The following is a 22,974-nucleotide window of genomic DNA, read 5'->3' on the forward strand; positions in this document are numbered from 1 at the left end:
GGGGCGCCCCCCTCATCGCGGTACGCGCAGCGTGATCCGGGTCAGTTCGGATGGACGGCCGAGGCGCAGGGCGAATCCCGGCCACAGCCCCGTGCCGTTGCTGACATAGAGGGTCATGCCGTCCACCGCATAGCGGCCGGAGACGAAGCCCGCATTGGCCGGTGCCACCAGCCGGTCGAGGCCGACGATCATCCCGCCATGCGTATGCCCCGACAATTGCAGCGCCACCCCGCGCGCCGCCGCGCCGCGCGCGCGCTGCGGCTGGTGGTCGAGCAGCAGCACGGGTGCCCCGGCGGGAGCACCCGCGAGTGCCGCGTCGAGGTTCGGGCCGGCATGGCCGGTGGCAGGGGCGGACAGGTCGGTGACGCCGGCCAGCACCACCCGTTCGTCACCACGCGTCAGGACCGTGTGCGTGTTGGGCAGGATGCGGATGCCCAGCGCGGCGATGTGGCGCATCCAGTCGTCGTAATCGAAGAAATATTCGTGGTTGCCGGGGACCGCATAGACGCCGTCGGGCGCGCGCAAGGCCTGCAACGGCGCCACGTCGTCCCGGCGCATCGCCACCGACCCGTCGATGAAGTCGCCGGTCACGACGATCAGGTCGGCGCCCGCCGCATTGGCGCGCGTCACCACCGCCGACGCCCAGGCCGCCGGGAACAGGCGGCTGATGTGCAGGTCGGTGAGCTGCAACAGGCGATAGCCATCGAACTGACGCGGCAGGCCGGGGATGGTCACCGTCACGTCGCGGATCGGCGGCACGCGCAGCGCATTGCCGACCCCGATCGCGGCGAGCAGCGCCGCCAGTCCCGCCGCAGCATAGCGGAGCCCGTCCGGCAGAGCGACGCCGCCGCCGCGCCGCACGATCCAGGCGATCCCCAGCCCCACATCGAGCAGGATCTGGAGCACCGCCAGCAGCACGATCGCGCCGAACGCCCAGTTGAACAGGATCACGATCGCGCGCGGAAATTCGGGCGCGAATACCGACCCCGACGAAAGCCGGCTCCACAGATGATATTGCGAGGCGGCGAGCAGCAGCAGTGCGACCCCGCCCTTCACCCATAGCGGAAGGCCGAGCGGCAGCAGCGTGCGGGCGATGACGTACAGGCTGGGGATCGTGAAGATGAGGTGAAAGATCGTTCGTCTCCGGGACGGGGCGGGCGCCTGACCGGCGAAAAACGCGCATAGGGTCCGATAAGCCCCGGCGCCATCCGAACGGCTGAAAATCCCTTTCGTAGCGTGGCCTTCGAGCATCGCTCCAGGCCTGATCGACATTGAAGATGAGGTATCCCTTTCATCCTCCCTCCGGCGGGGAGGTATCGCATAGGGCTGTCTGATCCCCGGCGATGTCTGCACCCCTCCGTCATGCCGGGCTTGGTCCGGCATCCACCGTGCCGCACACCAACACGCTAATGGTTTTGCGGCACGGTGGACCCCGGAACGAGTCCGGGGTGACGAAGGATATTGGGATGGCATGCGCCTTCACTCGAAGCCGGCAGCCATCCCAGCCATATGCGATAGGCCTCCACCGGCGGGGGAGGATTGAATGTCGATCCGGCTGGATCGTTCGGGAACGGGCGCGAGGCCCAGCCGTTCGCTGTTCCCCCTTGTCGAGGAACGCGACGCGCGTGCGCACTTTATCGGAAGCCGAGATCGCCACCCTGCCCCCCATCGATCATCAGCCCGTCCCTCAACCGGGTATCGCCGAAACCGCCGCGGCGGCGGCCGAAGCGCTCGGCAGCAGCGACCTGCTGCTGGCGGTGACCGACGAGGTGCGCGCGCTGGCCGTCAGCCGCATGCTCGCGGCGCTCTGCCCCGATGCCACCGTGCTGTTCTGCCCCGGATCGGACGCGTTGCCCGGTGACAGCGCGCCCGCCTCCCCCGCCAACGTCGGCCAGCGCGTGTCGGCGCTGCACGCGGCGCGCGCCGCGCAGGCAGCGAAGACGCGCAGGCGGATCGCGATCGTCACCTCCGGCGAAGCGCTGGCACGGGCGTTGCCGAGCCCGGAAACGTTCGACGTCGCGCCGCCCTGCGTCGCGACCGGCGAGCCACAGGACTTGGCCGCGCTGTACGCCATGCTGCTCGACCTCGGCTACCTCGCCGACGAACGCGTCGACGAACCGGGCGAAGTGGCATTGCGCGGGCAGGTGCTGGACGTGTTCCCCGCCGATGCCGAACAGCCGCTGCGCATCGAAGTGGCGGACGGGGTGGTGAGCGGCATCCGCTCCTACGATCCCGCCGACCAGCGCAGCATCGGCGAGGTCGCCCGGCGCGAACTGGGTCGCGTTGCCGAGCCGGCGCTCGACAGCGGGGCGACGACCCTGCTCGACCATCTTGCGCAGGCGACGGTGGTGATCGAGCCTGCCGCGGACGAGCGCCGCCGCCGGCTGCTGCTGCTCAGTGCCGATGCCGCCAGGCGCGGATCGCGCCGCGCGGCGCGCGACATGATCGCCGATGCCGACTGGCAACGGGCGCTTGCCGAACGCACCACGCACGCGATCGCACGCGCCGGCGAACCGCCAGCCCGCTTCGTCGAGGCCCGCGCGCCGATGCGCGCCTTTGCCAAGGCGGGGCTGGCGGCGCTGGACGCGGGCGAACGGCTGGTCGTCATCGGCAGCGCGCGCGACCTGCGTTTCCTCGCCCGGCGGGTGGAGAAGGCTCTGGCGAAACCGCTCGTGCCAGCCGCGGACTGGGCGGCGGTGGCAGCCGCCCCCGCCGGCACCGTCCTGACGCTCGCCGCACCGGCCGAGCGCGGCTTTCGGCGCGAGGGCTTGCTGGCGATTACCGCCGCCGACCTGCTCGGCAGCCGCGCCGATCGCGAGGATGGCGGCGCGCGGCGCGTCGACCTGTCGCTGGTCCAGACGGCGGAGATCCGCGTCGGCGACACGGTGATCCACGAGGATCATGGCATCGCCACCGTCGCCGGTATCGAACCGCTCGACAGCGCCGAGGGCGTGTCGGGCGACGCGATCAAGCTGCTCCATGCCAAGGACACCGTGCGCCTGGTGCCGGTCGCCGACGCCGATCGGCTGTGGCGCTACGGCGCGGAGGACGATGCCGTCACCCGCGACACGCTGGACGGCAAGAGCTGGCGCGACCGGCGCGCCGGCATCGATATCGCCATCGCCGAGACGGCGCGGCGCCTGACCGAACTCGCCGCCGAACGCGCCGAGCGGACGGCGCCGGTGCTCGACCCGCCGGTGGCCGATTACGAGCGCTTCGCCGCCGGCTTCCCCTATTCGGAAACGCCCGATCAGTTGACCGCGATCGAGGCGGTGCGCGGCGACCTCGCCTCCGGGCGGCCGATGGACCGGCTGGTGATCGGCGATGTCGGGTTCGGCAAGACGGAAGTTGCACTGCGCGCCGCCGCCGTCGCTGCGCTCGCTGGCCGCCAGGTGGCGCTCGCCGCGCCGACCACGGTGCTCGCGCGCCAGCATCTCGAAAGCTTCGCCGCCCGCTTCGAGGGCACGGGCGTGACCGTCGCCGGCCTCTCGCGTCTGTCGACCGCCGCCGAGAAGCGGCAGGTGAAGCAGGGCCTTGCCGACGGCAGCGTGCAGGTGGTGATCGGCACCGGCGCCGTGGCGGGCAAGGGCATCGCCTACAAGGACCTCGCGCTCGTCATCGTCGACGAGGAACAGCGGTTCGGCGCCGCCGACAAGAAGCGGTTGCAGGACCTGTCCGCCGGCCATCTGCTGACGCTGTCGGCGACGCCGATCCCGCGCACGCTGCAATCGGCGCTGGTCGGCCTGCGCCAATTGTCGGTGATCGCCACCCCGCCGGCGCGGCGCCAGCCGATCCGCACCGCGGTGTCGACCTTCTCACCCGAGACGCTGCGTGCCGCGCTGCTGCGCGAGCGCGCGCGCGGCGGCCAGAGCTTCGTCGTGGTGCCGCGGATCGGCGACATGGCGCCGCTCGCCGAACGCCTCGCCAAGCTGGTTCCCGAACTCGATCTGCTGCAGGCGCACGGCAAGATGCCGGCGGCTGAGATCGACGAGGCGATGGTCCGCTTCGGCCGCGGCGATGGCGACGTGCTGCTCGCGACCAACATCATCGAGGCCGGGCTGGACGTGCCGCGCGCCAACACGATGGCGATCGTCCATGCCGATCGCTTCGGCCTGTCGCAGCTCCACCAGCTGCGCGGGCGCGTCGGCCGCGGTCACCGACGCGGGCAGGTGCTGCTGTTCACCGAAGCCGACGAGGGGATCGCCCCGCGTACGCTCAAGCGGCTGCGCACGCTGGAGGCGTTCGATCGGCTGGGCGCGGGCTTTGCGATCAGCGCGCGCGACCTCGACATGCGCGGCGCCGGCGACCTGCTGGGCGACACGCAGGCCGGGCACATGCGGCTGATCGGCGTCGAGCTGTACCAGCAGCTGCTCGAGGACGCGCTGCGCACCGCGCGCGGCGAGACGGTGGAGCGGTGGACGCCCGACCTGCGCATCGGCATCGAAGGGCGCCTGCCCGAAGACTGGATCCCGGACGAAGACCTGCGCATCGCGCTCTATGCCCGGCTCGGCCGGCTGCGCGATGCCGCGGCGCTGGACGATTTCGAGGCGGAGCTGGAGGATCGCTTCGGCGAATTGCCAGAGGCGGCGCGACAGCTGATCGGCGTCGCCCGGCTGCGCGAGCGGATGCGCGACCTCGGCATAGCCCGCATCGATGCCGGCCCCGCCGCGATCGCCCTGACCCCGCGTCGCGACGGCGCCGACCTGGGCGAGATCGACGGGCTGGAGGAGAAGGGCGGGCGCTTCCTGCTCAAGGAACGGCATGAGGCGGCGGACGAGCGGCTCGACCGGCTGGTGACGCTGCTCGGCTGAGCGCCCCGCGCTGTCGTATCGGCGGTTGAGCGGGCGGAAGCGGCGCCCTATCGCCGTGGCATGACCGGCCCCGACATCCTGATGCCCGCCGCCATGCCGGCGGACGTCATCGCGGCGCTTGATGCGCGCTTCGTGCTGCACCGCCTGTGGGAGCAGGAGGATCGCGAGGCGTATTTCGCCGCGGTCGCCCCGCGCATCCGCGGGCTGGCGGCGAGCACGCTGGCCGGGCGGCTGGATGCCGGCTGGTTCGACGCCCTGCCCGCGCTGGAGATCGTCGCGAGTTTCGGCGTCGGCTACGACAGGATCGATGCGGCCGCCGCCGCGGCGCGCGGGATCGTCGTCACCAACACGCCGGGCGTGCTCGACGAGGAGGTCGCCGACCTCACCCTCGGCTTGCTGCTGGCGACGCTGCGCCGCCTTCCGCAGGCGGATCGCTACGTGCGCGATGGCTCGTGGCCGGGCGGCCCCTTCCCGCTGTCGCCGACCCTGCGCGGGCGCCGCGTCGGCATCATCGGCCTCGGCGCGATCGGCAAGGCCGTGGCGCGCCGGCTGGCGGGGTTCGACGTGCCCATCGCCTATCATGGCCGGTCGCGACAGGCCGGCGTCGCGCACGCCTATCACCCGTCCGCCGTCGCGCTTGCCGCGGCCTGCGACGTGCTGATCGCGGTGGTGCCCGGCGGCGCGGCGACGCGGCACCTGGTCGATGCAGCGGTGCTGGCGGCGCTAGGGCCGGACGGCGTGTTCATCAACGTCGCGCGCGGCAGCGTGGTCGATCAGGACGCGCTGGTTGCCGCCCTGGCCGACGGCACCATCCTGGCGGCGGGGCTCGACGTGTTCGCCGACGAGCCGCACGTGCCGGACGCCCTGCGCGCGATGGATAACGTCGTGCTGCTGCCGCATGTCGGCTCCGCCTCGCATCACACGCGCGCGGCGATGGGGCGGCTGGTGGTCGACAATCTGGCGGCATGGTTCGACACCGGGCGCCCGTTAACCGCGGTCGCCGAGACGCTGGCGCTTATCGGCTGACCGTTGCCAGCCGCTCGGCGAGGATGACGGCGGCGAGCATCGCCAGCGTCAGCACCGCGATGCCCAGGCCCAGCGCCTGCCACCCCGCCGCTTCGACCAGCAGACCGCCGAGCGGCGGGCCGAGCAGGGCGCCGCCGGCACCGAATTGCGTCAGCAGGCCGTTGGCGCTGGCGATGCGCGGATCGTGCGGCCGGTCGGCCCCGGCCAGCAACGGCAGGCGCGCGAACAGGAGGGGCGAGACGATGCTGCCGATCCCCACCACCAGCACCGCACAGCCGCCGGCGCCGACGAGCCCCGGCGCAGGACCGAACAGCAGCGGCGCGAGCACCGCCGCCGCGACCAGCGCGCCCGCGGCGATGGCCACCGTCCGCCGCGACGACAAGGCACCGTGGCGCAGCAGCCGCAGCGCCACCACGAAGGCAGGCAGCGCCGCGAACGAGGCGACGGCCGCGATCAGCCCCGCCTCGCTCACTCCCGCCCCGCGCCGCTCGATCAGGAACGTCGGCAGCAGCATGGTGAGCGCGCATAGCGACAGCGTGTAGAGCCCGAAGGCGACGGTCGCGACCCAGGCGGCGGGACGCGGCAGCACGACGCGCGGCTCCTCGTCGCAGGCGATCGGCACCCGCCACGCCGGCAGCAGCGCAGCGGCGAGCAGCGCGGCCCATAGCGCCATCGTGCCGCTGGCGCCGAGCGGCCCGACCGCCACGCTGGTGATCGCGCCGCCGACCGCCATGCCGACGGGCACGAAGCTGCTCCACAAGGCGAGCGCGCGCGGCCGGCTGCGCGCGTCGGCCAGCGCGGCGATCGCCGTGGGCGCGGCGATCACCACCAGCAGATAGGCGATCCCTTCCAGCGCCCGGCCGACGAACAGCAGCGTCGCATCGCGCGCCAGCGCCTCGGCCAGCCCGGTCGCCGCCAGCAGCGCCACGCCGGCGAGCAGCGCGCGCCGGCAGCCGACCCGGCCGAGCGCCAGCCCGGCGCCGAAGCCGAGCAGCCCGCCGCCGACCTCCATCAGCGAGATGAGTAGCCCCGTCTCGGCGAGCGACAGGTCGAAGCGCACGCGCAGCAGCGGCGCCAGCGTGGCGAATTTGGCAAGCTGCGCGGCGGCGAGCACGCCGAGCAGCCAGAGCGTGACGATCGATATCCAGGGGCGGGCCATGGCGGACGGCTAGCCGCTGCCGCCCGATCCTGCGACCGCTAAGATCGCCGCCGGCGCCGCTATCGCATGCCGAGCCGCGTCAGCCGCGCATCGGCGAGGTCGAGTTCGCGACCCAGCTGTTCGGCCAGCGTGACGCTGATCTCGCGTCGTTGCGCCAGATCGAACAGCGCCTGGCGTTCCGCACGGATGCCGGCAAGGCGCAGCGCGCGTTCGATGGCGCGGTCGCGGGCCTGTTCGTCACGCTGCGCCTGATCTCCCGTCACATCCTCGATCCGCTCGCGATATTGCGCCATCAGCCGCGCGGCGACATCGGTGTAGCGATCGGCATCGTCGGCTTCGCACAACGCATGCTGCGCACGCTCGATCGCGGTGATCGCGGCCTTGGCAGTGATCGTGCGGGCCTGGTCGCGCGCCGTCGTCGCCCCTTCCTCGAGGGGTAGGCTGAGGTCGCGCAGCAGGATCGGCAAGCCGACCGCGGCGATGACCAGCGAGGCGAGGATCACGCCCGATGCCAGCAGGATCAGCAGGTCGCGCGCGGGGAACGGCGCGCCATCCGGCATCGCCAGCGGCAGGGTCAGCGCGCCCGCCAGCGTGATCGCGCCGCGCGCCCCCGCCACCGACATGGCGGCGATCACGCGGCGCGGCGGGCTGCCGGCGCCCTCGTGCCCGCGGCGGCGCGCGCGGAACAGGGTGAACTGAAGCGACAGCCAGACCCAGCCGTAGCGCAGCACCGCCAGCACCGCGACTATCGCCGCGACATAGGCGAGCAGCCACCAGGCGCTGTCGTGGCCGGTGCCGGCGAGCGCCGCGCGTGCCCCCCGGAACAGCTCGGGCAATTGTTCGCCGAGCAGCACGAAGATGACGCCGTTGAGGGTGAATTGCAGCATGTCCCACACCGCCCGCCGGCGGATGCGGGTCGAGGCGCCGGTGTCGACGCCGCTGCCGGCAAAGGTCATCGTGATGCCCGCCGCCGCCGCGGCGAGGACGCCGGAGGCGTGGACATGCTCGGCGGCGAGATAGGCGCCGAACGGGATCAGCAGGCTGACCAGGATGTTCGAGCCGGTATCGTCGCCGAAGCGCCGCGCGAGCAGCGCCTTGCCCTGCACCGCCGCCCAGGTCAGCGCCGCCCCGATCGCAACGCCGCCCAGCGCGGTCCAGGCGAAGGTGCCGATCGCATGCGGCAGCGAGAAGGCGCCGCTGAGCGCGGCGGCGATGGCGAAGCGCAGGCAGACGAGCCCCGACGCGTCGTTGAGCAGCGATTCACCTTCCAGGATGTGCATCATCCGCTTGGGGATCGCGACCTTCTGCGCGATCGCACCCACCGCGATCGGATCGGTCGGCGACACCACCGCCGCCAGGGCAAAGGCGACCGCCAGCGGCATCGCCGGCACCAGCCAGTGGACGAACAGGCCGAGCCCCAGCACGGTGAGGAACACGAGGCCGAGCGCCAGCCCGAGCACGATGCGCGCGTCGCGGAACAGCTCGTCCTTGGGGATGCGCCAGCCGTCGAGGAACAGCAGCGGCGGCACCAGCAGCAGGAAGAACAGCTCCGGATCGAGCTCGACGCGGATGCCGGCGAAGCTGCCGATCAGCGCGCCCAGCGCGATCTGGACGAGCGGGCGCGGTAATGCCGAGGGCAGGATGCGGGCGACGATGCCGCTGACGACCACGGCAAGCAACAGGAACAGGCAGAGCGCAACGATATCCAAATGGTCATCTCCCGGGGAACCGTCCGCCTAGCACGGATCGGCCCGCCGCGCGCGCTCTCCTGCATCAAGGGTGCGATCGCCTCCCGGTCGCGCGTCCCGAACGACACCACAGCGGCGCCGCTCGGGAGCTGGGGTTCAGCCGGCCGTCGTGGCGAGAACCGGCGTCTGCTGATGCTGCACCACGCGCCACACCTCATGCTCCAGGCGGCGGATGACCGAGGTGCAATGCGCCTCATACGTCTCATCGCCGCGATGGGCGCGGACGCGATAGCCGATCACGATCAGCCCTTCCTGCGGGCGCGACACCTGGCGTTCGTCGAGGTCCGCGCCGTCCCACACCGGGGTCGCCGCCACCGCTTCGATCGCCGCGTCGCCGCGATAGACGAACGGCGGCTGCGGCAGGACCATGACAACCTCGCCATCCACCTTTTCACGGTAATTGTCGGGACCCTCGGTCCACAGGCTTTCCTCGAAGCTCCACAGGCGGCTGTCGTCCATCGTCGTCACTCCCGGTGTTGGATGGGATGAAGCCGCCCGCGGGCCCGAATGTTCCCTTACCCCTTGATCCCGACCAGTTTCGGCGAGGTGATCGCAAGGCCGCTGCCGAACACGATCGCATCCTCGACGAAGCCCGTCGCCGTCTGCCCGAAGCGGCGCATCGCCGCGCAGCGCAGCCGCCAGCCGAGATAGGAGGAGGCCAGCGCCGTCCCGACCGCGACCGCGGCGCCCAGCACGCGCCGGTCGCGCGGGGCGACCGCCGCGCCGGCATAAGCGGCGGTGACGCTGCGCACGGCAAGGCCGATCGGCACGATGCGATCGGGGGCGGTCTTCATCTTGTCACCCGCCATTTCCGCCGCGGCGAACGCGGCTGCGCCTGCCGCGACCACCGGATTTTCCATCAGCGATTGCAGCGGGAGCGCGGCGGGCAGCTCCTTACGCCGCGTTGCCGTCGCCACCACGGCGAGCGGCGTGATGCCGCGCTGGCCCGCGACGAGGCCGATGAGGAAGGAGCGAATCATGACGGTGCCTCCGATAGGGATTACCCCGGACACAATTCGTCAGATCGGATTGATATCCCTCGTCGCCGCCGGATGTGCGGTATCGGGCGTGTTGCCCAGGACGGCGACAATCCCCTCCACCGAATACGGTTTGCGCACGAAGTCGAAGCCATGGTCGCCATCCTCGGCCAGCGCGTCGCTGTAGCCGCTGGTCAGCACAACCCGGATCTGTGGCCAGCGCTCCGCCGCCAGCCGAGCGAGATCGAGGCCGCTCATCCCCGGCATGATGACATCGGTGAAGATCAGGTCAAACTTCGCCGCCGCGACCTCCAGCAGCGCGACCGCCGCCTCGCCGTTCTGCACCCAGGTGACGATCTGCCCCATCTCCTCGAACAGTTCGCGGGCAAAGGCGCCGACCGCCTCATTGTCCTCGACCAGCAGGATGCGGCGGGTGCCGGGGTCGGCCTCCGGCCGCTTGCGGCGCGCGGCACGCTGCGCCAGCGCGCCGTCGGCCAGCGGCAGGAACAGGGTGAAGGTGGTGCCCTGGCCGATCGCGCTGTCGACGTCGATCTCGCCGCCCGATTGCTTGGCGAAGCCGTGCACCTGGCTGAGGCCCAGCCCCGTCCCCTTGTGCAGCCCCTTGGTGGTGAAGAAGGGTTCGAAGATATGCCGCATCGTCTGCGGGTCGATGCCGCTGCCTTCGTCGGCGACGGTGACGGCGGCGAAGCAGCCGCTCGCGGCGCCATGGCCGCGCACCGCCGGCACGCCGTCCGCCGGCCGGCAGGCGACGCGCAGGCCGCCGCCCGCGGGCATCGCATCGCGGGCGTTCACCACCAGGTTGAGCAGCGCCGTCTCGAACTGGTTGAAATCGGCGTAGACGAGGGCGGGCGCCACCGCCTCGATGGTCAGCCGGATCGCGGGGCCGGTGCTGGTCTCGATGATCGGGCGCATCGCGGCGAGGCGTTCGGCGATGTCGAACACCTCGGGCTTCAGCGGCTGGCGGCGGGCGAAGGCGAGCAGTTGCGCGGTCAGCGCCGCGGCGCGATCGGCGGTGTCGGCGATCGCATCGATGTAGCGGTCGTGCTTCGCAGGATCGAGGCCGGGTCGCCGCAGCAGGTCGACCGACGAGCGGATGATCGTCAGCAGGTTGTTGAAATCATGCGCGACGCCGCCGGTCAGACGGCCCACCGCCTCCATCTTCTGTGCCTGTGCCATCGCCTCGCGCGCGCGCTCCACCTCCTGCTGCGCCAGCCAGCGTTCGGTGAGGTCGCGCGTCACCTTGGCGAAGCCGATCAGCCGGCCGGCATCGTCGCGGATCGGATCGATCAGCACGCTGGCGCGGAAGCGCGTGCCGTCCTTGCGCATCCGCCAGCCTTCGATGTCGTATTTGCCCTCGCTCTCCGCGATGTGCAGCGCCCTTGCCGGTTCGCCGGCCTGGCGATCCTCTTCGGTGTAGAAGCGCGAGAAATGCTGACCGATGATCTCGTCGGCCGTATAGCCCTTGAATCGTTCGGCGCCCGCGTTCCAGCTGGCGACATGCCCCTCCGGGTCGAGCAGGTAGATGGCGTAATCCTTGACCGCCTTGACCAACAGCGCAAAGCGTTGATCCACATCGATTTCGTTCAGCACAGCTGCGTCGTCCGACTCCATCGCCGGCCGCTCATGACGCGCGACCGATTCCCATCCTCTCGGTCAGTAGCGCTAACCTTTCAACCGCTTTTTGGCGGCCGCGGGCGGCCGAGGCACGGCGATGCCGCCAATCAGCGCATCGCAAAGGTCCTGGACAGGCCGTGGTAGAGTTTTTCCCGGCATATCAAGGCGCTGGTGCCATCGGCGATGAAGGCGGTGGCGAACATCGGCAGCATCAGCCCGCGGCTGACCGTGGTTTCCGACAGGATGATGACCGCGGTCAGCGGTGCACGGACGACGCCGGCGAAATAGCCGACCATGCCGAGGATCACGATCGCCGACGACGGCGATCCGGGGAAGACGGAGCGCAGCAGGTTGCCGATCCCCGCCCCCACCGCCAGCGACGGCGCGAAGATGCCGCCGGGCAGGCCGGCAACCGCGGTGGCGAGCGTGGCGAGGAACTTGGCGGGACCGAACCACAGCGGCGCATCGACGCCGACGATCATCGCCCGCGCCGCGCTGTAGCCGGTGCCCCAGGTGAGGCCGGTCGCGCAGCCGAGCGCGCCGACCACCAGCCCGCACAGCGCCGCGAAGACGACCGGCTGCCGCTTCGACCAGCGGGTGACGCGATGGGTGCCGGTGGCGAGCGTCAGCATCAGGCGCGAGAACGCGCCGCCCGCAATGCCGCCGACGACGCCTGCGACCGGCACCGCGACCAGCGCCGGGCCGAGCGCCATATGCGCGCCGATCAGGCCGAAATACACGTAATCGCCCTGCACCGATTGCGCGACCATGCCGGCGATGACGATCGCCGCGATGACCAGCAGCGTCACCCGCTGCTCATAGGCCGAGGCGAGCTCCTCGATCGCGAACAGCAGGCCGGCGAGCGGGGTGTTGAACGCCGCGGCGACGCCGGCCGCGCCACCCGCGATCAGCACCGCGCCACGCAGCGGCACGCGCAGCAGCCGGTGGCTGAGCCCCATCACCGCCGCGGCGATCTGCACCGTCGGCCCCTCGCGCCCCACGGAGGCGCCACCCAGCACCGCGGCGAGCGTCAGCAGCGCCTTGCCCACGACCGTCGGGATCGACACCAGCGACCGGGTCGCCCGCTCGGGATCCTGCTGCGCGGCGATCACCTGCGGGATGCCCGATCCGCGCGCGAGCGGGATGTAGCGGCGGGTCAGCCACACCAGCACGGCAAAGATCAGCGGCGTCGTCACCAGCGGCGCATAGGGATGGCGCTCGACGTAGCGATTGAACATCGCGCCAGCCGAATCGGCAGCCTCGGCGAAGACCGTGGCAGCGAGGCCGATGGCGACGGCGCCCATCAGGATCGCGATGCGGGTGCGGAACTGCACCGATCGCGGCCCGCGGGCGCGCAGCAAGGCGCGATACCGCGACGGGGTCCATTTGCGCGCTCCCGCCCGGGTCGTCCGCAGTCCAGCCATGCCCGCCCGCTTACAGCCCCCCGGCGAAAAGGCCAGCCGCGGCGATCCCTTTCGGACATAAATCGCGGGCACGACGATCCCGACGGCGCCGAAACCGACTAGCGCCGCACACGCCCCCGACCCGGCCTCATTCTGAACACAGGTCGGCGGCAAGGACGCACGGGTCCCATGGCGCTCTTGCGAGACGGATCGAATCCAGCCTCATGTCGCGTTTCCTTCGCAATCTCGGCCTGTCCCTCCTGCTGGTGGCGGCCTGCGCCGTGCGGGCGACGCCGGCGCAGTTCGACCTCACCGGCCCGCGGCTCGACGTCGCGGTGACGCGCGGTGGCAGTACGCTGCCGCTGGAATGGGTGCCGAACCTCGCCGAGGGCGACCGGATCGCGATCAAGCTCGATCTGCCGGCCGGGCAGACGGACCGGTTCCGGCTGGTCGCCGCCTTTCTGCGCGGGGCCACCGACCGGCCGCCGCGCGACTGGTTCCACGACACGCTGAGCGGCAAGGCCAAGAACGGCGACCTGTCGCTGGTCGTGCCCAAGGGCGCGCAGCAACTCGCGCTGTTCGTGCTGCCCGAACGGGGCGGCGGCGCCAATGCGATCGTCAGCGCGGTGCGCAAGCAGCCCGGCACCTTCGTGCGCGCGGTACAGGACCTCAACCAGGCCTCGCTCGACCGTGCCCGGCTCGACACGTTCCTCGACCTGCTGCTCCAGGCGGCGGCGAAGGACCCCGAGAGCGTCAACGCCACCTCGCAGATGCTCACCCGCAGCCTGTCGATCAAGCTGAAGGCGGAATGCCTGCAACAGCCCGCCGACTTGCAGGCCGCGTGCCTGACCGGCGACCGCGAGACATTGCTGTTCGCCGATACGCACAGTTCGGCGCTCGCCGATACGCTGGCGGGGGCGCCGACCGACCTCGCCTTTCAGATCAGCGCGACGCCGCAGGGCGGCTATGGCACCTACAGCTCGTACATCGGCGTGGTGCGCGACATCTTCCGCCTGTTCGGCGCGTTCCAGTCGACCCAGTTGCAATTCGTGCCGGCGCTCGCGCGGATGGGCGGGGATCGCATCACCCTGCTGCTCAACACGCCGCTCTCCTTCGGCAAGCCCGCCTCGGTGATGGTCATCGGCCTGCCCGCGATCGAGGCGCCCAAGCCGCCGCCGCTGCGCGCGACCGATGGCAGCGCTTTGCTGTGCGCGCGCGCCGATGCGGTGCTGCCGGTGGAGGGCGCGCCACTGGTCTATGCGACCCGCTACGCCCACGACATGCGGGTACGCGTGACGCGGCAGGACGGCACGCCGGTCGACCTGCCCGTCCATGCCGATCCGCGCCGCGGCGGCTTCGTGCTCGACCGCGCCCTGCCCGACCAGGGCTTCGCGCCGGTGGTCGAGGCGCGGCTGCACGGCAACTGGGGGTTCACGCCGTTCGAGGGGCCGCGCCTCACCCTCTCCGATCCGCGGGTCAATCGCTGGGCGGCGCCCGCCGGCGCATCACTGGTCGTCGGCCGCGACAACAGCCTGGAGCTGACCGGCGACGGCGCCGGCTGCATCGGCGCGGTGACCATGCGGCGCGGCGACGGCGCACCCCAGCCGCTGACATGGAAGCAGAGCGGCCAGCATGCGATCACCCTTGCCATACCGCTCGACAAGGCGACGCCCGGCCCCGTCACGCTGACCGTTTCCGGCAGCGCTCAGGCCGCCCCCGTCACCCTGACGCTGCCCGCGTTGCAGGAGGTCGGCCGGCTCGACGACCTGACGCTCGCCGCGGGCGATGACGAGGCGGTGCTGACCGGGTCGCGGCTCGATCAGGTGCGCAGCGTGACGATCGGCAAGGCCATGCTGCAACCGGGCGCGCTCAGCCGCGCCGACGGCAGCGACCGGCTGGTGCTGGTGCCCGCCGATCCTGCGGCGCTGCGCGCGCTCGGCGCCGGCACGCGCGTGGCTGCGGCCGTGACCTTCACCGGCGACCGGCACAAGACGATTCCCCTCACCGTCGCGCCGGCGCGGCCCGATCCGGTGCTGCTCCAGCGCAGCGCCCGGCCGCCGCAGCGCACCGGTGCGCTTGCCATCGCGCTATCGCCCGACGACGCCTTCGCGCAGGACGCCCCGGTCAGTTTCGCCTTCCGCCTCGATGCCGGCAGCCCGCTGACCGGACGCGAGATCGTCCAGGTCGCCGCGGCGGACGGCGGCGCGAGCGTGCAGCTGACCGCGGGCAAGGGCTATGACGTGCAGGATGCGACCACCGGCATCGTCAGCCTGGTGCCGCGCGATCGGCTGGGGCCGCTGATCCACGGGCGCCTGCGCTTTCGGGTCATCCAGGGTGGCGTCGCCTCGCGCTGGGCGCCGCTCGGCACCGCGATCCGCCTGCCCGAGGTGCACGGCCTGACCTGTCCGTCGGCGACGCGCTGCATCCTGGATGCGGATCGCCTGTTCCTCGTCCGCGCCATTGCAACCGACGACCGGTTCGCCACCGTGCAAGCGGTGCCCGACGGCTTTACCGGCAATGCGCTCGACCTGACGATCCCCGCCACCGCCAAGACCAAGCTCTACCTGCGGCTGCGCGACGCTCCGGAGGCGATCGGAATGGTCAACCCCGGCGCGCCTTGACCAGCGCCAGCCCCGACAGGCCGCACAGCGCCAGTGCGAGCGCAAACCCGATGCCCGCGCCCCAGGCCGCGCCGGCCGATCCCACCAGCCACCCGCCCGCCGCCATGCCGATCAGCGGGAGGACGACAAGCGACAGGCAACCGGCGGCGATCATCCCGGCAGTGTAGCCCCCTCTCCATCGGAACGAAACCGATCGATCGGCGCGGTCAGGGTACGACGACCTCCGCGCCCGCCTTCACCCGATCGAGCGCGATCAGGCTGCGGAAGCTCGCCACCGCCGCATTCTGCGTGAACAGGCGGCGGGTCAGCGCCTCGTAGACGACCATGTCGGTGGTCACGATCACCAGCACGAAACTGATGCCGCCGGTGACGTAATAGCATTGCTGCACCTCGGGCGTCGCGAGGAACACCGCCTTGGCGGCCGCCACGGTATGGGGGCGCTCGTCGGTCAGCTGTACCTCCACCATCGCGGTGATCGTCAGGCCCAGCGCACGCGGATCGAGGATCGCGACATTGTGCCGGATGATGCCGGCATCCTCCAGCGCGGCGATCCGCCGCTGCACCGCCGCGGTCGACAGGTTCACGGCGGCGGCGATCGTGCGCTGCGGCGTCTTCGTATCGACCTGCAGGATGCGCAGGATCGCCCGGTCGAACGGATCAAGCGTCGGACGGCGGGAGGACATGCTGCGGGCCATGCGCGAGTAATTGTTGCATTCGGGCGGCCGAGCAAGCGCACATCGCTCGCCGGCGACGTGATAGGCGAAAGGCGCAGACAGCGGGACACCATCCATGATCGCATCGCAGGCGCCGGGCACGGGCCAGGATCGCACCGCATCGGGCATCGCCTGCGGGATGGCGGCGGGTGCGCTGTGGGGCCTCGTGTTCCTGGCGCCGGCGCTGGTGCGCGAGGCGACGCCGCTGCAACTCGCGGTCGGGCGCTATCTCGCTTATGGGCTGATCTCCGCCATCCTGGTCGCGCCGCGCTGGCGGGTGCTGACGCGGCAGCTGGCGCGGCGCGACTGGCTGGCGCTGGCGTGGCTGTCGGTCGCCGGCAACACGCTATACTATGTGCTGCTGTCGACCGCGGTGCAGACCGGCGGCATCGCGATGACCTCGCTCGTCATCGGCTTCCTCCCCGTCGCGGTCACGATCATCGGCAGCCGCGATGCTGGTGCGGTGCCGCTCGTGCGGCTGGCGCCGTCGATCCTGTTGTGCACCGCGGGCGTCGCCTGCATCGGCTGGCAGGCACTGGGGCGATCCGCATCGACCGGCACGGCGCTGCCGCTGGTCGGCCTGAGCTGCGCGGTCGGCGCGCTGGCGTCGTGGACCGCCTACGCCATCGGCAATGCCCGCTGCCTCGCGCGGCTGCCGGCGGTGTCCGCCCATGACTGGAACCTGCTCACCGGGATCGTCACCGGGGCACAGGCCGTGGCGCTGATCCCGTTGAGCACGGCGATCGAGCCGGCCCGGCACCAGGCGCATGGCTGGGCGATGCTGGCGGCGGTGTCGATCGGGGTCGCCCTCCTCGCTTCACTGGCCGGCAATGCGCTGTGGAACCGGATGAGCCGGCTGCTGCCGCTGACCATGGTCGGCCAGATGATCCTGTTCGAAACGCTGTTCGCGCTGCTCTACGGCTTCCTGTGGGAACGCCGCTGGCCGCTGCCGCTGGAGATCGCCGCCTTCGCCCTCGTCGTGGCGAGCGTCTTGTCCTGCATCGCCGCGCATCGCCGGCATGCGCGGCAGTCAGTGCGGTACGACGCCCAGCTCGACCCCGGTCTTGTCGTGGAGCGCGAACCGGTCGATCAGGTCGGCGCTGGCGCGGTTGTAGCCGATCACGGTCACCTCCGATCCATCCCGCCGCAGCCGGGCGACGATCTTGTCGAGCGCCGCCACGCCTGAGATGTCCCAGAAATGCGCCGCCGACACGTCGATGGTTACGGCGCGCCCGCCCTCGGCGGCGAAGGCGCGGGTGAAGCGATCGACGGAGGCGAAGAAGATCTCGCCGGAGACGCGATACGCCACCTCTCCGGTGCCGCCCGCGTCCGCGCGCTCGACGGCGAACATGCGGCGCACCTTGCCTGCGAAGAAGATGCCCGACAGCAGCACGCCCGCCAGCACGCCGCGCGCGAGGTCGTGGGTCGCGACCACGACCGCGACGGTCGCGAGCATGACGACCGACGAGGTCGGCGGATGCCGGCGCAGGTTGGCGATCGAATTCCAGCTGAACGTGCCGATCGACACCATCACCATCACCGCGACCAGCGCGGGCATCGGAATACGCCCGACCACCGGGCCGAGCACCGCGAGCAGGAACATCAGAAAGGCACCCGCGACGAAGGTGGACAACCGCTTGCGGCCACCGGAGGTGACGTTGATGACCGACTGGCCGATCATCGCGCAGCCGCCCATGCCGCCGACCAGCGCCGCCGCCATGTTGGCCGCCCCCTGCCCCATGCATTCGCGGCGCTTGTCGCTGTCCGTGTCGGTCATGTCGTCGACGATCTGCGCGGTGAGCAGCGATTCGAGCAGGCCGACCGCGGCCATGGTCAGCGAAAAGGGCAGGATGATGCGCAGCGTCTCCAGCGTCAGCGGCACGTCCGGCAGCGCCAGGCTGGGCAGTCCTTCGGGCAGGCGCCCCATGTCGCCGACGGTGCGCACCGGCAGGCCCATGGCGATGCTGACGATCGCCAGCAGGACGATCGCGACCAGCGGCGACGGCACCGCCCGCGTGACGCGCGGCAACAGGTAGATGATCGCCAGCCCCGCCGCGATCATCGCATAGGTGTGCCAGCTGACCCCGACGAGCTGCGGCAGCTGCGCCATGAAGATCAGGATCGCCAGCGCGTTGACGAAGCCGGTGATGACCGATCGCGAGACGAACTGCATCAGCAGGTCGAGCCGGAGCAGCCCCGCCGCGATCTGGATCACGCCCATCAGGATGGTGGCCGCGAAGAGGTAGGGCACGCCGTGGTCGCGGACCAGCGGCGTCACCACCACGGCGACCGCCGCGGTCGCCGCCGAGATCATCGCCGGCCTGCCGCCGAGCAGCGAGATGACGATCGCGATCGCCACCGAGGCATAGAGGCCGACGCGCGGATCGACGCCCGAGATGATCGAAAAGCCGATCGCCTCCGGGATCAGCGCCAGTGCGACGACGATGCCGGCCAGGATGTCGCGGCGCGCTTCGCCGGCGCCGGCGAACCATTCGGTTCGGAAACGGGAGAGTAAGTGGGTCATTGCCTGTCGTGAACGCAACACATGCCGGCCGCACGCGCGAAGGCGGCGCCTGTTCGGATCATGTGGAGGTTGCCCGGCGGATCGGCGGCCGGGATAGCCACCCGGATTTGCACCGGGTCCATGCGGATGGCGCCGCCTTATCCCCAGCGCCCGCGGTCGCGCAAGCCCGCAGGCTCATTCGTCCGCGAGCGTGATCCAGACGGGCGCATGGTCGCTCGACCTGTCCCGGCCGCGTACCGCCCGGTCCACGCCCGCATCGCGCAGCCGCGGCGCCAGCGACGGGCTGAGCAGCAGGTGATCGATGCGCAGGCCGGCACCGCGGGCATAGGCATTCCGCAGGTAATCCCAGAACGTAAAAAGCGTCGCATCGGGATGGACCGTGCGGAGCGCGTCGGTCCACCCTTGCGACACCAGCCGGGCAAAGGCGGCGCGCACCTCCGGCGCGAACAGCGCATCGTCCTGCCAGCGTTCGGGTTTGTAGACGTCGCGGGGCGTCGGCATGACGTTGTAATCGCCCGCCAGCACGACCGGCAGGCCGGTGTCGACCAGCGTCTGCGCATGGGCGATCAGCGCATCGAACCAGCGCAGCTTATAGTCGAACTTCGCGCCCGGACGCGGATTGCCGTTGGGCAGGTGCAGGCAGCCGATCAGCACGCCGTCCACCGCCGCCTCGATATAGCGGCTCTGGGTGGGATCGGGATCGTCGGGCAATCCGCGCCGCGTCTCAACCGGCAGATCGCGCCGGCTGAGGATGGCGACGCCGTTCCAGCTCGGCTGGCCGTGCCAGATCGCGTGATATCCCGCCTCCTCCAGCGCAAGGCGGGGAAAGCGCGCCTCCGCCGCCTTCAGCTCCTGCAGGCAGACGACATCGGGGCGGCATGCGGCCAGCCAGTCGAGCAGCACCGGCAGCCGGCCGTTGATGCCGTTGACGTTATAGGTCGCGATCCGCAACGCGCGCGCCGCCCGTGCGTCAGACGCTCAGCTGTCCGCGCGTTGCCTCGTCCAGCTTGCCGGACAGGCCGGGCACCTCGTCGAGCTGGCGCAGGCTGGTGAAGCGTCCGCGCTCCTCGCGATACCGCACGATCTCGAAGCCATGGCCACGCAGCCCGCCAATGGCATCGAGTTCGTCCTGGTTCGCGGTGTTGATATCGGTCACTGGCCAGTCCTCGTGGTGCATGACATGCCGCGGCGACGTTGCCGGTCCATGCGAACCGATCCAACCCCCGTCCGCCCGATCGGTTCATCGCTTCGCGGCGGAGGATCGGCATCGGACGTTGCGAGATCGCTTTGCGCCCTGAAGGTCGGGTGACGGAAAACACCGCCGTCCGATCAGAATACCCGCGACAGGCGCAGCGAGATGCGCGGGGTGCGGTCGCCGGTGTCGAAGCGATCGGAATTGAGCGGCAGCGCCACCTCGACCATCCCGTCGATCCGGCCCGTACCGGCGCGCAGGCCGACGCCGCTCGACGCCAGCGAACCGCCGCCGAAGCCGTCCCGCAGGTTGCGCACGACCCCACCGTCGACGAAGCCGTAGAATTGTGTCCGGTCGATCACCCCGGCGATCAACCGACCGGTGTCCGCGCGCAATTCCGCCGAACCCATGATCCCCTGATCGCCGGTCCGCTCGGCATAATCGTAGGCGCGCGCGAACACCGGCCCGCCGATGCCGATCTCCGCCGTCGCGAGCAGCGGCCGCGAAGCGAGCTGGCCGGCCGAGGCGAGCACGATGCTGATCGGGCGCGACAGATGCGTCGTCCAGTCGAAGGTATAGGTCGCCGCGACGAAGCGCGCATCGCCATCCGGCCGCGAGATGAACCGGTCGCCTTCATGCGACACGCCGGCCAGCGGCAGGCCGGCGACGGCGGACACCTCACCGCGGAACACGCCGCCGGCCAGCGGCGTGAAGCCGTTGACCGATCCGGTGAAGGTGGACAGCCGGTCGGCGCGCAGCCGCTGGCCGGCGAGCGACTGGTCGATGCTGACCGCCCGCCATTCCGCCGTGGCCCACAAGGCTTCGCTGCGACGGCGCAGCAGCGGCCGTGCATAGGTGACCGCCAGATCGCCGCTGTTGCCGATCACGTCGAGCGCGGCGAGCGACGCACCCGGATGGGACCGGCCGATCGATCCCGATACCGCCAGGATCGATCCCGCGGCATCGACCGGCGCGGCATAGCGCAGGCGGAGGAAGGCGAATTCACTCGGCTGGATCGGCGTCTGCGCGACGATGATGCCCAGCTCGTCGCCGTCGGATGCGACATTGCGGATATTGCCGAGCAAGGTCGAGCGGATCGGCCCCACCTCCTTGCTGCCGCGGTTGTCTATCTGAAGGTAGGCGCTCGCGCGATCCTGATCGATGGTGACGAGCAGGATGCCGAAACCCTGCTGGCGGACATAGCGGGTCTGCTTCACCGTCACGCCGGGCATGTCGGCGAGCAGCGACAGCGCCCGCTCCAGCGTCGCTTGGCGGACGGGTCCGTGCGTGACGAGCACCTCGACCAGCAATGCATCCGCAGCGGCGTTCCGTGCGCCGACCACGCGCACGGCGTCGATCCGGCCGGAGTCGAGCGTGACGCGCAGGATGCCGTCACGCATCGGCTGCGGTTCGACCGATGCCGTGGCGAAGGGGAAACCCCTGGCCTGCGCCACTGCCGCGACATCGCCCGCCAGCTTGGCGAGATCGGCACGGTCTAGCGCGCGACCGGTCGCGTTCGCCAGCACCTGCGCATAGGCGGCAGCCGGCAGCAGGCCGCCATCCGCGACGGTGATGGCGGTGATCGTCGGCGTGCGCTGGGCGGTGTCGGCGATGCCGGCCGGTGTCGCCACCTCGGTGGTGGCAGGCGGCTGCGTCACGTCCGGGCCGGGCGCCGGCAGCGATTTCTCGGTGATCGTCGGATCGGCGCGATCGAGCCGCACCTGTGCCCCCGCCACCCCCGCCTGGGCGAGGCCGAGGGCCGCCAGCGACATTGCCTGAATCGTCCGGTATCTACGCATCGTATCCCCACTCATCGCCAAGGGGCCTAGACGCGGCAGTGTTGGCATTTGGTTACCGTCGCATTTGCGATGGCGGCGGGTGGCATTCGGGTAACCATTCCGATCAAGCGGTTCGCAACGCTTCCCTGTCTATCAGCCCATGATTGGGCGGTTCTCGCCCGACAGGGGAAAACGATAATGCGCAAGCTGGTGCTCGCCGTTCTGGCGACGTCCTGTTCGACTGCGGGGCTCGCCGCCTCGCGCGGCTGGACGATCAGCGAGGCGAGCGGCGGGGTCGTCGTCGCCCATGCCGGCCTCAGCAAGGCCGCGACGCGGGGCCTCGCCATCGCGGCGGGCGACACGATCACCACGGCCAAGGGCGGCCGGGCGGTGCTGGTGCGCGGCACGGAATTCATGATGATCGCGCCCGACACCCGGCTGCGCCTGCCCAGCGACAGCGAGGAGGCGAGCGGCCTCACCCGCATCGCCCAGGAATTCGGCAACGTCGTCTTCATGATCAAGAAGAAGATGACGCCGCATTTCGAGGTGAAGACGCCCTATCTCGCCGCAGTGGTGAAGGGCACCACCTTCAGCGTCAACATCGGCGATTCGGGCACCGCGCTCCAGGTGCTGGAAGGCGCGGTCGAGGTGGCGACGCCCGACGGCGGCGCGCACGACCTGATCCTGCCGGGCTCCGTCGCGCTGGTATCGTCGCGCGACCGCTTCCGCATGGAGGTGGAGACCGGCGGCGTGCGCCGGGTCATTCAGTCGCCGGCCGCACCGGCCATCGCGCCGCCTGAACCGGTGGCCGACACGGTGGTGACCGCGGACACGGCGGCAGCGCCCGCGACGGCAGCGGTGACTGCCGCACCGGTCGTCGAGGTCGCGGCGCTGTCGCAGGCGGTCTATGCCGCACCGGTGTCGTTGCAGCAGACCACGGGTGGTATGGTCCAGGGCACGATCGGCGTCGAAACGAACGCGGCGCTCGCCTCGGTGGCGGCGGCGACGCGGGTGGCGACGGAGGCATCGTCCTCGGCGGTCAAGGTGATCGAGGCGGCGACCGAAGTCGCCACGACCCGCGCCAGCACAGCGGCAGCGGAAAAGGCGAGCGCCGAGGCGGCCGCCGCCGTGCAGGCCAAGGCGGAGGCCGATCACGCGGCACAGCTCGCGGCCGCGACAGCCGCCAGATCGGCGGAGGACGCCGCGCGCGCCAAGGCCGAACAAGATCAGGCAGCGGCGGCGCGCGTCGCCGCTGCGGCGGCGGCCGACGCGACGGCCAAGGCCGCGGCGGCGGCGGCCGATGCGGCTGCGCGCGCGGAAGCGGATCGCGTCGCCAAGGAGGCCGCGCAGGCCAAGGCGCTCGCCGATGCCGCCACCGCGCAGCAGG

At 71.2% G+C, this 22,974-nt stretch carries 17 protein-coding genes, 1 pseudogene and 1 other annotated feature; of the genes and pseudogenes, 5 read left to right on the plus strand and 13 right to left on the minus strand.

What is annotated here, in order from left to right:
• Positions 1 to 12: 12 nt before the first annotated feature.
• Positions 13 to 1,251, minus strand: a complete 1,239-nt coding sequence (locus tag AC4GY7_RS16325) for a metallophosphoesterase (RefSeq protein ID WP_491116014.1) — start codon at positions 1,249 to 1,251, stop codon at positions 13 to 15.
• Positions 1,252 to 1,625: 374 nt separating this feature from the next.
• On the opposite strand from AC4GY7_RS16325, the gene AC4GY7_RS16330 reads away from it, so the two are divergent.
• On the plus strand, positions 1,626 to 4,811 hold the full coding sequence (locus AC4GY7_RS16330; RefSeq protein WP_491116016.1) for a TRCF domain-containing protein: 3,186 nt from the start codon (positions 1,626 to 1,628) through the stop codon (positions 4,809 to 4,811).
• Positions 4,812 to 4,871: 60 nt separating this feature from the next.
• On the plus strand, positions 4,872 to 5,837 hold the full coding sequence (locus AC4GY7_RS16335) for a 2-hydroxyacid dehydrogenase (RefSeq protein ID WP_491116018.1): 966 nt from the start codon (positions 4,872 to 4,874) through the stop codon (positions 5,835 to 5,837).
• On the opposite strand, the gene AC4GY7_RS16340 is transcribed toward AC4GY7_RS16335, so the two are convergent.
• The 6 genes from AC4GY7_RS16340 to AC4GY7_RS16365 all read right to left on the minus strand — a co-directional run bounded on the left by AC4GY7_RS16340 (position 5,827) and on the right by AC4GY7_RS16365 (position 12,780).
• Positions 5,827 to 6,996 carry an MFS transporter gene (locus tag AC4GY7_RS16340; protein WP_491116020.1) on the minus strand — a complete coding sequence of 390 codons (1,170 nt, stop codon included), beginning with the start codon at positions 6,994 to 6,996 and terminating at the stop codon, positions 5,827 to 5,829. The genes AC4GY7_RS16335 and AC4GY7_RS16340 overlap by 11 nt on opposite strands.
• Positions 6,997 to 7,055: 59 nt before the next feature.
• The gene (locus AC4GY7_RS16345; protein WP_491116022.1) at positions 7,056 to 8,705 is read right to left on the minus strand and encodes a Na+/H+ antiporter; all 1,650 of its coding nucleotides are present in this window, start codon (positions 8,703 to 8,705) and stop codon (positions 7,056 to 7,058) included.
• A gap of 135 nt (positions 8,706 to 8,840) precedes the next feature.
• The gene (locus AC4GY7_RS16350; protein ID WP_491116024.1) at positions 8,841 to 9,203 is read right to left on the minus strand and encodes a DUF4440 domain-containing protein; all 363 of its coding nucleotides are present in this window, start codon (positions 9,201 to 9,203) and stop codon (positions 8,841 to 8,843) included.
• 56 nt (positions 9,204 to 9,259) lie between these two features.
• The gene (locus tag AC4GY7_RS16355; protein WP_443583120.1) at positions 9,260 to 9,724 is read right to left on the minus strand and encodes a DUF4126 family protein; all 465 of its coding nucleotides are present in this window, start codon (positions 9,722 to 9,724) and stop codon (positions 9,260 to 9,262) included.
• A 39-nt stretch (positions 9,725 to 9,763) separates the two neighbouring features.
• A complete protein-coding gene (locus tag AC4GY7_RS16360; protein WP_491116026.1) occupies positions 9,764 to 11,314 on the minus strand; it encodes a PAS domain-containing sensor histidine kinase in 1,551 nt (516 codons plus the stop codon).
• A gap of 149 nt (positions 11,315 to 11,463) precedes the next feature.
• Positions 11,464 to 12,780 carry a chloride channel protein gene (locus tag AC4GY7_RS16365; protein WP_491116028.1) on the minus strand — a complete coding sequence of 439 codons (1,317 nt, stop codon included), beginning with the start codon at positions 12,778 to 12,780 and terminating at the stop codon, positions 11,464 to 11,466.
• A 203-nt stretch (positions 12,781 to 12,983) separates the two neighbouring features.
• Here AC4GY7_RS16365 and AC4GY7_RS16370 point away from each other — a divergent pair, with 203 nt between their 5' ends.
• Positions 12,984 to 15,380: a hypothetical protein gene (locus tag AC4GY7_RS16370; RefSeq protein WP_491116030.1), complete on the plus strand. Its 2,397-nt coding sequence runs from the start codon at positions 12,984 to 12,986 to the stop codon at positions 15,378 to 15,380.
• On the opposite strand, the gene AC4GY7_RS16375 is transcribed toward AC4GY7_RS16370, so the two are convergent.
• Complete coding sequence (locus AC4GY7_RS16375; RefSeq protein ID WP_491116032.1) at positions 15,361 to 15,534, minus strand: hypothetical protein; 174 nt, start codon at positions 15,532 to 15,534, stop codon at positions 15,361 to 15,363. The two genes, AC4GY7_RS16370 and AC4GY7_RS16375, sit on opposite strands and share 20 nt — an antisense overlap.
• A 52-nt stretch (positions 15,535 to 15,586) precedes the next feature.
• Positions 15,587 to 16,063, minus strand: a complete 477-nt coding sequence (locus tag AC4GY7_RS16380) for an Lrp/AsnC family transcriptional regulator (protein WP_491116034.1) — start codon at positions 16,061 to 16,063, stop codon at positions 15,587 to 15,589.
• Positions 16,064 to 16,169: 106 nt separating this feature from the next.
• Between AC4GY7_RS16380 and AC4GY7_RS16385 the strand changes: the two are divergent.
• Positions 16,170 to 17,111: pseudogene (locus tag AC4GY7_RS16385) on the plus strand (DMT family transporter); the annotation flags it as partial.
• Between the two features lie 12 nt (positions 17,112 to 17,123).
• On the opposite strand, the gene AC4GY7_RS16390 reads toward AC4GY7_RS16385, so the two are convergent.
• The 4 genes from AC4GY7_RS16390 to AC4GY7_RS16405 all read right to left on the minus strand — a co-directional run bounded on the left by AC4GY7_RS16390 (position 17,124) and on the right by AC4GY7_RS16405 (position 21,608).
• Positions 17,124 to 18,617 carry a SulP family inorganic anion transporter gene (locus AC4GY7_RS16390; protein WP_491116035.1) on the minus strand — a complete coding sequence of 498 codons (1,494 nt, stop codon included), beginning with the start codon at positions 18,615 to 18,617 and terminating at the stop codon, positions 17,124 to 17,126.
• A 67-nt stretch (positions 18,618 to 18,684) separates the two neighbouring features.
• Positions 18,685 to 18,740 (minus strand) — a sequence feature (sul1 is cis-regulatory element that is thought to sense ions involved in sulfur or methionine metabolism; They are found in Alphaproteobacteria).
• Positions 18,741 to 18,791: 51 nt separating this feature from the next.
• Positions 18,792 to 19,568 (minus strand): exodeoxyribonuclease III, encoded by a 777-nt coding sequence (locus tag AC4GY7_RS16395; protein WP_491116037.1) that lies wholly within the window; start codon positions 19,566 to 19,568, stop codon positions 18,792 to 18,794.
• 19 nt (positions 19,569 to 19,587) lie between these two features.
• On the minus strand, positions 19,588 to 19,773 hold the full coding sequence (locus AC4GY7_RS16400) for a ComEA family DNA-binding protein (RefSeq protein ID WP_491116039.1): 186 nt from the start codon (positions 19,771 to 19,773) through the stop codon (positions 19,588 to 19,590).
• A gap of 173 nt (positions 19,774 to 19,946) precedes the next feature.
• Complete coding sequence (locus AC4GY7_RS16405; RefSeq protein WP_491116040.1) at positions 19,947 to 21,608, minus strand: ShlB/FhaC/HecB family hemolysin secretion/activation protein; 1,662 nt, start codon at positions 21,606 to 21,608, stop codon at positions 19,947 to 19,949.
• A gap of 177 nt (positions 21,609 to 21,785) precedes the next feature.
• Here AC4GY7_RS16405 and AC4GY7_RS16410 point away from each other — a divergent pair.
• Positions 21,786 to 22,974 (plus strand): FecR domain-containing protein (locus tag AC4GY7_RS16410; protein ID WP_491116042.1); only part of this gene is annotated, 1,189 nt, incomplete at its 3' end.

It is taken from the genome of Sphingomonas sp. SP5, assembly GCF_058313455.1.